The following is a 14,667-nucleotide window of genomic DNA, read 5'->3' as shown; positions in this document are numbered from 1 at the left end:
CACTACGAGTAAAGATGCTCGTTTCGCGCAGCAGGACGGAAAGACCCCGGGACCTTTACTACAGTTTGATATTGGTGTTCGGTTCGGCTTGTGTAGGATAGGTGGGAGACTGTGAACTCTGGACGCCAGTTCAGGGGGAGTCGTCGTTGAAATACCACTCTGGTCGTGCTGGATGTCTAACCTGGGTCCGTGATCCGGATCAGGGACAGTGTCTGATGGGTAGTTTAACTGGGGCGGTTGCCTCCCAAAGGGTAACGGAGGCGCCCAAAGGTTCCCTCAGCCTGGTTGGCAATCAGGTGTTGAGTGTAAGTGCACAAGGGAGCTTGACTGTGAGACCGACGGGTCGAGCAGGGACGAAAGTCGGGACTAGTGATCCGGCGGTGGCTTGTGGAAGCGCCGTCGCTCAACGGATAAAAGGTACCCCGGGGATAACAGGCTGATCTTCCCCAAGAGTCCATATCGACGGGATGGTTTGGCACCTCGATGTCGGCTCGTCGCATCCTGGGGCTGGAGTCGGTCCCAAGGGTTGGGCTGTTCGCCCATTAAAGCGGTACGCGAGCTGGGTTTAGAACGTCGTGAGACAGTTCGGTCCCTATCCGCTGTGCGCGTAGGAGTCTTGAGAAGGGCTGTCCCTAGTACGAGAGGACCGGGACGGACGAACCTCTGGTGTGCCAGTTGTCCTGCCAAGGGCATGGCTGGTTGGCTACGTTCGGAAAGGATAACCGCTGAAAGCATCTAAGCGGGAAGCCTGCTTCGAGATGAGGACTCCCACCTCCTTGAGAGGGTAAGGCTCCCAGTAGACGACTGGGTTGATAGGCCGGATATGGAAGCCAGGTAACTGGTGGAGTTGACCGGTACTAATAGGCCGAGGGCTTGTCCTCAGTTGCTCGCGTCCACTGTGTTAGTTCTGAAGTAACGAACTCGCCTTTGCCGGCTGGTAGTTCGACATCTTCATAGTGTTTCGGTGGTCATAGCGTTAGGGAAACGCCCGGTTACATTCCGAACCCGGAAGCTAAGCCTTTCAGCGCCGATGGTACTGCAGGGGGGACCCTGTGGGAGAGTAGGACGCCGCCGAACAATCATTGTTGGGAAGCCCCGGAACACTGTTCCGGGGCTTTTCTGCGTTTACCGGACGAATCGGATGGTCCGGCCCCGCCGCCCGTCCGCGGCCCGGCCGGCGCCGGCTGCGAGGAGGCGGAAGAAGCCCTGGTCAGGCATTTGGAAACGCCCGTGGGGATGGGCTATGCTTCATCTCGTTGCCACGGGGAAAGCCCGGAACAACAGGCCCCTATAGCTCAGTCGGTAGAGCGTCTCCATGGTAAGGAGAAGGTCAACGGTTCGATTCCGTTTGGGGGCTCTTCGAGAAAAGGCCCCTCGCCGTCACGGCGAGGGGCCTTCTTCGTGTCCGGGGCCGGCTCAGTCCTTGTGGGGCTCGTGGACGCGCATCGCCAGGATCGCCATGTCGTCCGAGGCCGGCTCGGCCGCGAAGCGCTCGACCGCCCTCAGCACACGGGCCGCGACCGCTCCCGCCGTCAGCCCCGTGCACGTCGTCAGGACGTCGCTCAGGCCGTCGTCGCCGAGCATCCGCGTGCCCTCGCGGCGTTCGGTGACGCCGTCGGTGACGCACAGCAGGACATCGCCGGGGTCGAGCGTGACGACCTGCTCGTACAGTTCGAGGTCGTCCATCACCCCGAGCAGCGGCTGCGGTTCGGCGGCCGGCTCCACGGTGCCGTCCGGGCGCAGGCGCAGCGGCAGCGGGTGGCCGGCGCAGACGAACTTCAGGACGGCGCTGCCGTCCTCCTGCGGCCACAGCTCGCCGTACAGCAGCGTGAGGAAGCGGCTGCGGGCGCCCTCGTCGAGGATCGCCGCGTTGAGGCGCTCCAGGACGGCCGGACCGCCGAAGCCCTCGCGGGCCAGCAGGCGCAGGGCGTGACGGGCCAGGCCCGTGACCGCGGCGGCCTCCGGGCCGGTGCCGCAGACGTCGCCGATGGCGAAGCCGTACGCGCCGTCCCGGATGGGGAACAGGTCGTAGAAGTCGCCGCCCACCTCGTTGCCCTCGCCGGCGGCACGGTAGATCACCTCGACCTCGACGCCCGGGATCTGCGGCAGCTCCGGCGGCAGCAGGCTGCGCTGGAGGGACTGGCTGATCGCCACGCGCTCCGAGTAGAGCCGGGAGTTGTCGAGGGCCAGGGCGGCACGGCGGGAGAGGTCCTCCGCCAGTTCCAGGATCTCCTGGCGGAAGTGGTCGTCGGACGGCTTGCCGAGCACGATCATGCCGATGACCCGGTTGCGGGCGACCAGCGGCAGCACCACCGTCTCGCCGCCGACGACCGCGGCCGTCGCCATCGTCCCGCCGATGCCGGAGGAGACCGGCGGGCCGGAGCCGAGGCCCAGCTCGCGCTTGGAGACCAGCAGGGCCGCGCGCTGCGCGGCCTCGGCGGGTGCCGTCCACACCCGGGCACCGGGGGTGGGCACCGGGTCCGGCGGGTCGATCCGCGACAGCAGGGCCTTGAGGTCGTCGATACGCTCCTCGTCCTCGTGGAGGACATAGGAGAGATACGGCTCCGACGACTGGTCGGCGATCGTGTAGACCGCGCACCAGGTGGCCAGCGTCGGGACGGTCATCTGCGCCATCAGCGCCAGGGTCTGGTCCCGGTCGAGCGTCCCCGCGAGCAGGTCGGACGCCTCGACGAGGAAGGAGAGGGAACCGCGGCGCAGCCGCTCCAGTTCCCCGAGCCGGGCGGACTCGACGGCCAGGGCGATCCGGTCGGCCGCGAACTGGAGCCGGAGCGCCTCCTCGTTGGAGTAGCGGCCCGCGGCCTCCGCGGCGACGCCGAGGGAGCCGGTGAGCCGGCCCTCGACCTTCAGCGGGACGGTGACGACCGAGCGCATCCCGGTCGAGTTCAGCAGCGGCACCGCGCCGGGGACGCTGGAGAGGTCCTCGTGGACGGCCGGCATGCGGGCGGACCCGTAGCGGCCGGTGCCCGCCTCGACGGGGACCCGGGCGAAGCGCTGGCGGGCGGAGGGCAGGCCGGTGGTCGCGCGGACCTCCAGCTCCGTCTCGTCGTCGGTGGCGAGCAGCAGGAAGGCGGAGTCGCCGTCGAGCATGTCGCGGGCGCGCTCCACGGTGCGCTGGAGGAGCCCGTCGAGGTCGTCGGGGGCCGGGGACCCGATGAACACCTCGAAGGGGTCGGTCGAGCGGCTGTCCGTCCCCCGCTCGGACGCGGGGGCGCGCTGCGGCGTCTGGAGGACGGCACGCTCCTCGTCGCGCACCAGCAGACACACCGTCGACGGCTCGCCGTGGGTGTCGCGTACGCGCAGATGGGAGGCGTAGACGGGGATGACCCGGCCGTCCGCGCCGCGGATGCCGTAGCTGCCCTCCCAGCGGGAGAGCTGGAGGGCCTCGACGATCCCGGTGCCGGTGCCCGGGGTGTGGGGCCAGGCCGCGAGGTCGGTCAGCGGCTTCCCGACGACCTGGTCGCTGGTGTAGCCGAAGAGGTGCTCGGCGTCCTCGTTCCACACGGTGATGGTGCCGCCGCTGCCGATCTGCGTGACGGCCACCCGGACGCGCTCCTCGGCGACGGGGAGCATCGAGGCCGGGAGGGCGGGGCCGGCGGAGCGGGCGCCCACGGGGCGCTGGGGGAGGTCGAGCCGGAACCAGACGTGCTTGCGGGTCGGGGTGTACTCCACGCCCCAGCGGGAGGCGAGGGCCGCGCAGAGCAGCAGTCCTCTGCCGTTCTCCCGGTCGAGGCTTGCGAAGCCCTGCCCGGTGCCCTGCATCGGGACCTCGCGCTCCGGGTACCGGTCGCCGACCTCGACCCGGACGCCGTCCTCGCTGCGCAGGCACAGGACGTCGGCCGCGGTGCCGGCGTGGATGACCGCGTTGGTGACGAGTTCGCTGGTGAGGACGACGGCGTCGTCGACGACATCGCCGTAGCCCCACCCCTGGAGCGTGTCGCGGACGAAGGCGCGGGCGGACGCGACGGACCGCCCCACCGGATCGAATGTGGCGGCCGCCCGAGCGGTGATCACGGAACTCCTCGTACGCGTCTCGACGCCCGGCTCTGCCATGATCGGCCCGTTCCTCCCCGTGCCCGGTGACATACCGCTTCGCACCACCCCTGCCGGGCGGACCGGGGCGGTTGGACAGCCGCATGCCAGGTTACTTACCTTCACTGTCCGAGCGGATGCCGGTTACGGCTGTTTCCGTCCTCCGGGGGCGGGGACCCTATGCGAAGCTGCCGAACTGTTATGGCCTGGTTCCGGCAGGGTGAAACACTGGGCAGGCTTCCTGAGAGAGCCCAGGCAGTACGGTCAACCCCTGCGGGAGGGTCACGGTGGAGTCTGGCGCGACGGCGCGGGCCAAGGACGTTCGTGCGAAAGGCGGACGGTCCCGGAGCAATGGGACGACCGAGGTCGACACAGCGGCGCTGAACAGACTGCTGGCGGCCTTGGTGACGATGCGGGACGGGAACTTCCGCCGCCGTCTGACGGTCTCCGGCGACGACGTCATGGCCGAGATCGCGGCCGTCTTCAACGAGGTCGCGGACCGCAATCTGCATCTCGCCGGTGAGATGACGCGCGTCCGCAGAATGGTCGGCCGCGAGGGCAAGCTGACCGAGCGGCTGGAGACGGGGGCCTGCGAGGGCTCCTGGGCGGTCGCGATCGACGCGGCGAACGAGCTGGTCGACGACCTGGCCCGGCCGGTGTCCGAGGTCGGGCGGGTGCTGTCCGCGGTGGCCGAGGGCGACCTGGACCAGCGGATGGAGCTGCGCTCGCACTCCACGGATCCGCAGGACGGCACGGTGCGGCCGCTGCGGGGCGAGTTCCTCAAGGTCGCCCGGACGGTCAACAGCCTGGTCGACCAGTTGTCCGCGTTCACCGACGAGGTGACCCGGGTGGCGCTGGAGGTCGGCACCGAGGGCAAGCTCGGCGGTCAGGCCCAGGTACGCGGCATGTCCGGTTCGTGGAAGGACCTCACGGACTCGGTCAACACCATGGCGTACCGGCTGACGGCGCAGGTGCGCGACATCGCGCTGGTGACGACGGCGGTGGCCAAGGGCGACCTGTCGCAGAAGGTCACCGTGCATGTCGCGGGCGAGATGCTGGAGCTGAAGAACACCGTCAACACGATGGTGGACCAGCTCCAGTCGTTCTCCTCCGAGGTCACCCGTGTCGCCCGGGAGGTGGGCACGGAGGGCGAGCTGGGCGGTCAGGCGACCGTGCCCGGTGTGGCCGGCGTGTGGAAGGACCTCACCGACTCGGTGAACACCATGGCCGGCAACCTCACCTCGCAGGTGCGCGGCATCGCCGAGGTGACGACCGCCGTCGCCAACGGCGACCTCACCCAGAAGGTCACGGTGAGCGCGCGGGGCGAGGTGGCCCAGCTCGCCGAGACCATCAACCAGATGACCGAGACGCTGCGCACGTTCGCGGACGAGGTCACCCGGGTGGCCAGCGAGGTCGGCGCGGAGGGTCTGCTCGGCGGCCAGGCGCAGGTGCCGGGTGCGGCGGGGACGTGGAAGGACCTCACCGATTCGGTGAACACGGTCTTCCGCAATCTGACCACCCAGGTGCGCGACATCGCCCAGGTGACGACGTCCGTGGCGAGCGGCGACCTGTCCCAGAAGGTCACGGTCGACGTGGCCGGCGAGATGCTGGAGCTGAAGAACACCGTCAACACGATGGTGGACCAGCTCCAGTCCTTCGGCTCCGAGGTGACCCGTGTCGCCCGGGAGGTCGGTGTGGAGGGCCGCCTCGGCGGCCAGGCGGAGGTGCCGGGCGCGGCGGGTACGTGGAAGGATCTCACCGACTCGGTGAACACCGCCTTCCGCAACCTCACCGGACAGGTCCGGGACATCGCGCAGGTGACGACGGCGGTCGCCAACGGCGACCTGTCGCAGAAGGTCACGGTCGACGTGGCCGGCGAGATGCTGGAGCTGAAGAACACCGTCAACACGATGGTGGCGCAGCTCTCCTCGTTCGCGGACCAGGTCACGCGGATGGCGCGGGACGTGGGCACGGAGGGCCGCCTCGGCGGCCAGGCCCGGGTCGACGGCGTCAGCGGCACCTGGAAGGAGCTGACGGACTCCGTCAACTTCATGGCCGGCAACCTGACGTCCCAGGTGCGTCAGATCGCCCAGGTGACGACGGCGGTGGCGCGCGGCGACCTGTCGCAGAAGATCGACGTGGACGCCCGCGGGGAGATCCTGGAGCTGAAGAACACCATCAACACGATGGTCGACCAGCTCTCCGCGTTCGCCGAGCAGGTGACCCGGGTGGCCCGTGAGGTGGGCACCGACGGGCGCCTCGGCGGCCAGGCGCAGGTGCCCGGCGTGGCCGGTGTGTGGCGTGATCTGACGGACTCGGTGAACGGCATGGCCGAGAACCTCACCGGACAGGTCCGCAACATCGCCCAGGTGGCCACGGCGGTGGCGCGCGGCGACCTGTCGCAGAAGATCGACGTGGACGCGCGCGGCGAGATCCTGGAGCTCAAGAACACGCTGAACACGATGGTCGACCAGCTCTCGAACTTCGCGGAGCAGGTGACCAGGGTCGCGCGGGAGGTGGGCACCGAGGGCATCCTCGGCGGTCAGGCGGAGGTCCAGGGTGTCTCCGGCACCTGGAAGGACCTGACCCAGTCCGTGAACTTCATGGCGAACAACCTGACCAGTCAGGTGCGCAACATCGCCGAGGTGACCACGGCGGTCGCCAAGGGCGACCTGTCCAAGAAGATCACCGTCGACGCCAAGGGCGAGATCCTGGAGCTGGTGACGACCGTCAACACCATGGTCGACCAGCTCTCCGACTTCGCGGACGAGGTCACCCGGGTCGCCCGCGAGGTGGGCACCGAGGGTGTGCTGGGCGGTCAGGCCCGGGTGCGCGGCGTCACGGGGATCTGGAAGGACCTCAGCGACAACGTCAACCTGATGGCCAACAACCTGACGAACCAGGTGCGCAACATCGCGCGCGTCTCGTCGGCGGTCGCCAACGGCGACCTGACGAAGAAGGTGACGGTCGAGGCGCGCGGCGAGGTCGCCGAGCTCGCGGACACGGTCAACACGATGGTGCGCACGCTGTCGTCGTTCGCCGACGAGGTGACCCGGGTGGCCCGTGAGGTGGGCACCGACGGGCGGCTCGGCGGCCAGGCCCATGTGCCGGGCGTGTCGGGCACCTGGAAGGACCTGACCGAGTCGGTGAACTCGATGGCCTCCAACCTCACCGGGCAGGTGCGGCAGATCGCGACGGTCACCACGGCCATCGCGAAGGGCGATCTCACGCGCAAGATCGACATCGACGCGCGCGGGGAGATCCTGGAGCTGAAGAACACCATCAACACGATGGTCGACCAGCTCTCGTCGTTCGCCGAGCAGGTGACCCGGGTGGCCCGTGAGGTGGGCACCGACGGGCAGCTGGGCGGCCAGGCGCGGGTGCGGGACGTCGACGGCACCTGGCGCGACCTGACCGAGTCCGTGAACGAGATGGCCGGGAACCTGACCCGGCAGGTGCGCGCGATCGCGGCCGTGGCGACGGCGGTGACCCGCGGCGATCTGAACCTGAAGATCGACGTCGACGCCGCCGGTGAGATCCAGGTCCTCCAGGACAACATCAACACCATGATCGCGAACCTGCGCGACACCACCCTCGCCAACGAGGAGCAGGACTGGCTGAAGGGCAACCTGGCCCGTATCTCGGGTCTGATGCAGGGCCGCCGGGACCTGGACGACGTGGCCTCGCTGATCATGAGCGAGCTGACGCCGGTCGTCTCGGCGCAGCACGGCGCGTTCTTCCTGGCGATGGCGACGGGCAGCAGCTCGGACGTGTCCTCGGGCGGGGAGACGTACGAGCTGGTGATGCGCGGGAGTTACGGCTACTCGGCCGGGCTGATGCCGACGTCGTTCCGGCCGGGGGAGACCCTGATCGGTACGGCGGCGGAGGAGAAGCGGACCATCCAGGTCAATGTGCCGCCGGGCTATCTGAAGATCTCCTCGGGTCTCGGCGAGGCGTCGCCGGCGTATGTGATCGTGCTGCCGGTGCTGTTCGAGGGGAAGGTCCTCGGTGTGATCGAGCTGGCGTCGTTCCAGCCGTTCACCCAGATCCAGCGGGACTTCCTCAACCAGATCGCGGAGATGATCGCCACCAGCGTCAACACGATCAGCGTCAACACCAAGACCGAGGTCCTGCTCAAGCAGTCGCAGGAGCTCACCGAGCAGCTGCGGGAGCGGTCGGCCGAGCTGGAGAACCGGCAGAAGGCGCTCCAGTCGTCCAACGCCGAGCTGGAGGACAAGGCCGAGCTGCTGGCGCAGCAGAACCGCGACATCGAGGTGAAGAACACCGAGATCGAGGAGGCCCGTCAGGTGCTGGAGGAGCGGGCGGAGCAGCTCGCGGTCTCCATGCGCTACAAGTCGGAGTTCCTGGCGAACATGTCGCACGAGCTGCGGACACCGCTCAACTCCCTGCTGATTCTGGCCAAGTTGCTCGCCGACAACGCGGACGCCAATCTGTCGCCGAAGCAGGTGGAGTTCGCCGAGACCATCCACGGGGCGGGCAGCGACCTGCTCCAGCTCATCAACGACATCCTCGACCTGTCGAAGGTCGAGGCGGGCAAGATGGACGTCAGTCCGACCCGTATCGCGCTGGTGCAGCTCGTGGACTACGTCGAGGCGACGTTCCGTCCGCTGACCGCGGAGAAGGGGCTCGACTTCTCCGTCCGGGTCTCGCCGGAGCTGCCGGCCACGCTGCACACCGACGAGCAGCGGCTGCTCCAGGTGCTGCGCAACCTGCTGTCGAACGCGGTGAAGTTCACCGACAGCGGCGCCGTGGAGCTGGTGATCCGGCCCGCGGGCACCGATGTGCCGCAGTCGATCAGGGAGCAACTCCTGGAGGCGGGCACGCTGCGGGACGCGGACGCGGATCTGATCGCCTTCTCGGTGACGGACACCGGCATCGGGATCGCGGCGGGGAAGATGCGGGTGATCTTCGAGGCGTTCAAGCAGGCCGACGGGACGACCAGCCGCAAGTACGGCGGGACGGGCCTCGGTCTGTCGATCAGCCGGGAGATCGCGCGGCTGCTGGGCGGCGAGATCCACGCGGCGAGCGAACCGGGCCGGGGCTCGACGTTCACCCTGTATCTGCCGCTGCACGTGGCCGAGCCGTCCGCACCGTCCTATCCGCAGCTCCCGCCGGGGAACGGCGCCCAGGAGCCGGTGGCGGGCGGCTTCGAGCAGGTGGTGCAGTCGTCGCCGCGGCAGCCGTCCGCCCAGGCGGGTCCGGCGGCGCTCTTCCGGCGGCGCCGCAAGGCGCTGGCGGGCGGTGAGGGCGTGGACCGGGTGCCGGGGGAGCAGGGCGAGCAGGCCGGTGCGGAGGCTCCCGACGAGCGCCGGGTGTTCGCCTTCGACGGCGAGAAGGTGCTGATCGTCGACGACGACATCCGCAACGTCTTCGCGCTGACGTCGGTGCTGGAGCAGCACGGGCTGTCGGTGCTGTACGCGGAGAACGGCCGGGAGGGCATCGAAGTCCTGGAGCAGCACGACGATGTGACGGTCGTTCTGATGGACATCATGATGCCGGAGATGGACGGGTACGCGACGACGACGGCGATCCGCAGGATGCCGCAGTTCGCGGGGCTGCCGATCATCGCGCTGACCGCGAAGGCGATGAAGGGCGACCGGGAGAAGGCCATCGAGTCGGGCGCGTCCGATTATGTGACGAAGCCGGTCGACCCCGACCACCTGCTGTCGGTGATGGAGCAGTGGATGAACGGAAAGTGACGGCGGGCGGCCGGATGTGCCGCGCGATGCTGATCGACTCTGTCCGGACGTGTGTGGGGGGCCGGTTTCCGGGGAACCATCCGGTCTCCCCCCACGTTTTCGGTACGTGCACAGTGACATCGTGGTGACAGGGTGTGGCGACGGGCGGGGTGCGGCTACCATGACCGGCACAAGAACGGGCGACGCAAGAGAGTCGTCCCCTGGGGCGGCGCCCGGTGCGTCCTCCGGCTCCCGGAGCCGGAGAGACCCCATGCCGGGACGAGGAGGACGGGGCATGGTGCAGAAGGCCAAGATCCTCCTGGTCGATGACCGGCCGGAGAATCTGCTCGCGTTGGAGGCCATCCTCTCCGCGCTCGATCAGACACTGGTGCGGGCATCGTCAGGGGAGGAAGCGCTCAAGGCGCTGCTGACGGACGATTTCGCGGTCATTCTGCTGGATGTCCAGATGCCGGGAATGGACGGCTTCGAGACGGCCGCGCACATCAAGCGGCGCGAGCGCACGCGTGACATCCCGATCATCTTCCTCACCGCGATCAACCACGGTCCCCACCACACCTTCCGCGGGTACGCGGCGGGCGCGGTCGACTACATCTCGAAGCCGTTCGACCCGTGGGTGCTGCGGGCCAAGGTCTCGGTCTTCGTCGAGCTCTACATGAAGAACTGCCAGCTCCGCGAGCAGGCGGCGCTGCTGCGGCTCCAGTTGGAGGGCAGCGGGCGCGAGGGCGGCGCCGGCGGGCGCGAGTCCGCGGGGCTCCTCGCCGAGCTCTCCGCCCGCCTCGCGGCGGTCGAGGAGCAGGCGGAGGCGCTCTCCAAGCAGCTCGACGACGACTCCGCGGACGCGGCCGCCGTCGCCACGGCCGCTCATCTCGAACGCAAGCTGACCGGTCTGCGCCGTGCCCTGGACGCGCTGGAGCCCGGGGCGGGCGGGGGCGCGCCGACGCTTCCGTCGCAGACCTGAGCCAGGCCGCAGGGTCCACGTGCCGCTGACGCGGCGTCAGTTCACCGCCCCACCAAGCACGACACGATCGGGTGAAGCAGTGGGCACACGTGTCCCGTGCCGTCGACACCGGTAACCTCACCACCATGGCCTCACGTACGTCCGGCAAGGGTTCCCAGGGCGCGGCGGGCACCGCGAAGAAGAGCGCCGGCCGTACGACCGGTGCCGTGAAGAAGGCGGCCCCCGCCAAGAAGAGCGCGGCGAAGAAGACCGTCCCCGCGAAGAAGGCGCCTGCCCGCAAGGCGCCGGCCAAGAAGGCAGCCCCGCCCAGGCCGGCTCCGTCCCCCACCGGGGGCGTCTACCGGCTCGCCCGCGCGGTGTGGCTGGGCGTGGCCCACACGATCGGGGCCATGCTGCGCGGTATAGGACGCGGCGCGAAGGGACTCGACCCGGCGCACCGCAAGGACGGCCTGGCGCTGCTGCTGCTGGGCATCGCCCTCATCGTGGCCGCCGGTACCTGGTCGAACCTCCGGGGCCCCGTCGGCGATCTGGTGGAGATGCTCGTCACCGGCGCCTTCGGGCGGCTCGACCTGCTGGCCCCGATACTGCTCGGCGCGGTGGCCGTCCGCCTGATCCTCTATCCCGAGAAGCCCGAGGCCAACGGCCGGATCGTGATCGGTCTGTCGGCGCTCGTCATCGGTGTGCTCGGCCAGGTGCACATCGCCTGCGGCGCACCCGGCCGCGGCGAGGGCACGGAGGCCATGCAGGACGCGGGCGGACTGGTCGGCTGGGGTGTCTCCCAGCCGCTGATCTTCATGATGGGCGAGGTGCTGGCGGTACCGCTGCTGGTGCTCCTCACCGTCTTCGGACTGCTCGTCGTCACCGCCACGCCGGTGAACGCGATCCCGCAGCGCCTGCGCCTCCTCGGCTCCAAGCTCGGCCTCGTCGAACCGGCGTACGAGCCGGGCCGGGAGGGCGAGCAGGGCGAGGACGACGAGCGCTACGACGAGCAGTGGCGCGAGTCCCTGCCCGGGCGTCCGCGCCGCTCCTCCCGGCGCTCCGGCGGCGGGGACGTCTTCGACGCCGAGCAGGCGGAGGAGGAGGCCATCGGCCGGCGCCGGCGCCCCGGCCGGTCCCGGACGGGAGGCGGGATGGACGCCGTCGACGTGGCGGCCGCCGCGGCCGCCGCCCTCGACGGCGCGGTGCTGGGCGGCATGCCGCCCTCGCCGGTCGTCGCCGACCTGACCCGGGACGTGACCGCCGAGCGGCAGCGTGCCGCCTCGCCCGTGCCCACGGCACGGGAGCCCGAGGGCGCCGAGCCCGGCGGCCGGTCGTCGGTGCCCGACCTGACCAAGCCCGCCCCGGAGGAGTCGCAGCCGCTGCCCCCGCGGGCCGAGCAGCTCCAGCTGTCCGGGGACATCACCTACTCACTGCCCTCGCTCGACCTGCTGGAGCGCGGTGGCCCGGGCAAGACCCGCAGCGCGGCGAACGACGCGATCGTCGCCTCGCTGACCAACGTCTTCACCGAGTTCAAGGTCGACGCCGCCGTCACCGGCTTCACCCGGGGGCCGACGGTCACCCGCTACGAGGTCGAGCTGGGCCCGGCGGTGAAGGTCGAGCGCATCACGGCGCTGACCAAGAACATCGCCTACGCGGTCGCCAGCCCCGACGTGCGGATCATCTCCCCGATCCCCGGCAAGTCCGCGGTCGGCATCGAGATCCCCAACACCGACCGGGAGATGGTCAACCTCGGCGACGTGCTGCGCCTCGCGGACGCCGCGGAGGACGACCACCCGATGCTGGTCGCGCTCGGCAAGGACGTCGAGGGCGGCTATGTGATGGCCAACCTCGCCAAGATGCCGCACATCCTGGTCGCGGGCGCCACCGGCTCCGGCAAGTCGTCGTGCATCAACTGCCTGATCACCTCGGTGATGATAAGGGCGACCCCGGAGGACGTCCGGATGGTGCTGGTCGACCCCAAGCGGGTCGAGCTGACCGCGTACGAGGGCATCCCGCACCTGATCACCCCGATCATCACCAACCCCAAGCGGGCCGCCGAGGCCCTCCAGTGGGTGGTGCGCGAGATGGACCTGCGCTACGACGACCTGGCGGCCTTCGGCTACCGCCACATCGACGACTTCAACGCCGCCGTGCGCAGCGGCAAGGTGAAGCCGCTGGAGGGCAGCGAGCGCGAGCTCCAGCCGTATCCGTACCTGCTGGTGATCGTCGACGAGCTCGCCGACCTGATGATGGTCGCGCCGCGCGACGTCGAGGACGCCATCGTGCGCATCACCCAGCTGGCGCGCGCGGCGGGCATCCATCTGGTACTGGCGACCCAGCGGCCGTCGGTCGACGTCGTCACCGGCCTGATCAAGGCGAACGTGCCCTCGCGGCTGGCGTTCGCCACCTCCTCGCTCGCCGACAGCCGGGTCATCCTGGACCAGCCGGGCGCGGAGAAGCTGATCGGCAAGGGCGACGGGCTGTTCCTCCCGATGGGCGCGAACAAGCCCACCCGTATGCAGGGCGCCTTCGTCACCGAGGCCGAGGTGCAGACGGTCGTCCAGCACTGCAAGGACCAGATGGCCCCGGTCTTCCGCGACGACGTCGTGGTCGGCACCAAGCAGAAGAAGGAGATCGACGAGGACATCGGCGACGACCTCGACCTGCTGTGCCAGGCGGCCGAGCTGGTCGTCTCCACGCAGTTCGGGTCCACCTCGATGCTCCAGCGCAAGCTGCGGGTCGGGTTCGCCAAGGCCGGCCGGCTGATGGACCTGATGGAGTCGCGCAACATCGTCGGCCCGAGCGAAGGGTCGAAAGCACGTGACGTTCTGGTGAAACCGGATGAACTGGATGGAGTGCTCGCCGTGATCCGGGGAGACACTCACTCGTAAGGGATTCGGGAGCAACCGTTTCCCTTGGTCGTACGTCAAGTTGGAGGGAGGGACGAGAAGGTGGTCCGCCCCGTGCGGAGCAGGCCATTCCGATGGCGTACAAAGTTTCGCCTCCCGGTTGCCCCACTCTTTCGTACCACCCCTAGACTGAACCTCCAGCAGGTGGCTACACGCTCGAAAGGCGCCCCCGTGTCCATCGGCAACTCCCCCGAAGACAACCGCCCTTCCGATGAGGACGTGCGGCCGTCGGTCGGCCACGCCCTCCAGCAGGCGCGCATCGGCGCGGGTCTGACCGTCGAAGAGGTCAGTGCCGCCACCCGGGTGCGCATCCCCATCGTCCACGGCATCGAGGAAGACGACTTCTCCCGCTGCGGCGGCGACGTCTACGCGCGCGGTCACATCCGCACCTTCGCGCGCGCCGTCGGCCTCGACCCCGAACCGCTGGTCTCGCAGTACGACGCGGAGCACGGCGGACGGCCGTCGCCGACGCCCGCCGCGCCGCTGTTCGAGGCCGAGCGCATCCGCCCCGAACGCAGCAGGCCCAACTGGACAGCCGCCATGGTCGCCGCCATCGTCGCCGTGGTCGGCTTCGCCGGCTTCACGCTCGTCAGCGGCGACGGCGACGGCAAGGAGACCCGGGTCGCCGAGGGGACCACGCCCCAGGCCAAGCCGTCGCCGACCAAGGCACCGGTCAAGCCCGCCGACCCCAAGCCCGACCCCTCCGACAGCGCCATCGCCGCCGTGCCGAAGGACAAGGTCACCGTCCAGCTCTCGGTCGTCGACGACAAGAGCTGGATCCAGGCCAAGTCGCACAACGGCAAGCTGCTCTTCGACGGCACCCTCCAGAAGGGCGACACGAAGACCTTCCAGGACGACGAGCGCGTGGATCTCATCCTCGGCAACGCCGGCGCGATCGAGCTCTTCGTCAACGGGAAGAAGATCCAGGACGAGTTCGAACGCGGCGGCGTCGAGCGTCTGACCTACACCAAGGGCGACCCCGAGGCCGGCTGACCGGCCCGGGGCGCGCCCCGTGACGGGCGCCGCAACCCTCGGGGCAGGGGCGTGGGCC

General features: G+C 69.4%; 5 protein-coding genes, 1 tRNA gene and 2 rRNA genes (1 of these 8 only partly in view). 7 read left to right on the top strand and 1 reads right to left on the bottom strand.

Annotated elements, in window-relative coordinates:
• The 3 genes from JE024_RS09690 to JE024_RS09680 form a co-directional block, all read left to right on the top strand.
• Nucleotides 1-881: ribosomal RNA gene (locus tag JE024_RS09690) — 23S ribosomal RNA — on the top strand (it extends 2,245 nt beyond the left edge of the window).
• Between the two features lie 79 nt (nucleotides 882-960).
• Nucleotides 961-1,077 (top strand): 5S ribosomal RNA (gene rrf / locus JE024_RS09685).
• A gap of 207 nt (nucleotides 1,078-1,284) precedes the next feature.
• A tRNA-Thr gene (locus JE024_RS09680) sits at nucleotides 1,285-1,357 on the top strand.
• Between the two features lie 59 nt (nucleotides 1,358-1,416).
• Here the strand turns inward: JE024_RS09680 and JE024_RS09675 are convergent.
• The gene (locus tag JE024_RS09675) at nucleotides 1,417-4,071 is read right to left on the bottom strand and encodes a SpoIIE family protein phosphatase (protein WP_205373195.1); all 2,655 of its coding nucleotides are present in this window, start codon (nucleotides 4,069-4,071) and stop codon (nucleotides 1,417-1,419) included.
• A 266-nt stretch (nucleotides 4,072-4,337) separates the two neighbouring features.
• Between JE024_RS09675 and JE024_RS09670 the strand changes: the two genes are divergently transcribed.
• From JE024_RS09670 to JE024_RS09655, 4 genes are all read left to right on the top strand, one after another.
• Nucleotides 4,338-9,770, top strand: coding sequence for a HAMP domain-containing protein (locus tag JE024_RS09670; RefSeq protein WP_205373194.1), 5,433 nt, complete (start codon nucleotides 4,338-4,340; stop codon nucleotides 9,768-9,770).
• 274 nt (nucleotides 9,771-10,044) lie between these two features.
• Nucleotides 10,045-10,728 (top strand): response regulator, encoded by a 684-nt coding sequence (locus tag JE024_RS09665; RefSeq protein WP_205373193.1) that lies wholly within the window; start codon nucleotides 10,045-10,047, stop codon nucleotides 10,726-10,728.
• A gap of 125 nt (nucleotides 10,729-10,853) precedes the next feature.
• Nucleotides 10,854-13,598, top strand: coding sequence for a DNA translocase FtsK (locus JE024_RS09660; RefSeq protein ID WP_244882732.1), 2,745 nt, complete (start codon nucleotides 10,854-10,856; stop codon nucleotides 13,596-13,598).
• Nucleotides 13,599-13,787: 189 nt separating this feature from the next.
• Complete coding sequence (locus JE024_RS09655; protein ID WP_205373191.1) at nucleotides 13,788-14,609, top strand: helix-turn-helix domain-containing protein; 822 nt, start codon at nucleotides 13,788-13,790, stop codon at nucleotides 14,607-14,609.
• The last annotated feature ends 58 nt before the right edge of the window (nucleotides 14,610-14,667 follow it).

Source organism: Streptomyces zhihengii, assembly GCF_016919245.1.
Taxonomy (GTDB): Bacteria; Actinomycetota; Actinomycetes; order Streptomycetales; family Streptomycetaceae; genus Streptomyces; species Streptomyces zhihengii.
The sequence above is the reverse complement of the archived record's forward strand: the minus strand, read 5'-3'. Positions and strand labels throughout refer to the sequence as shown.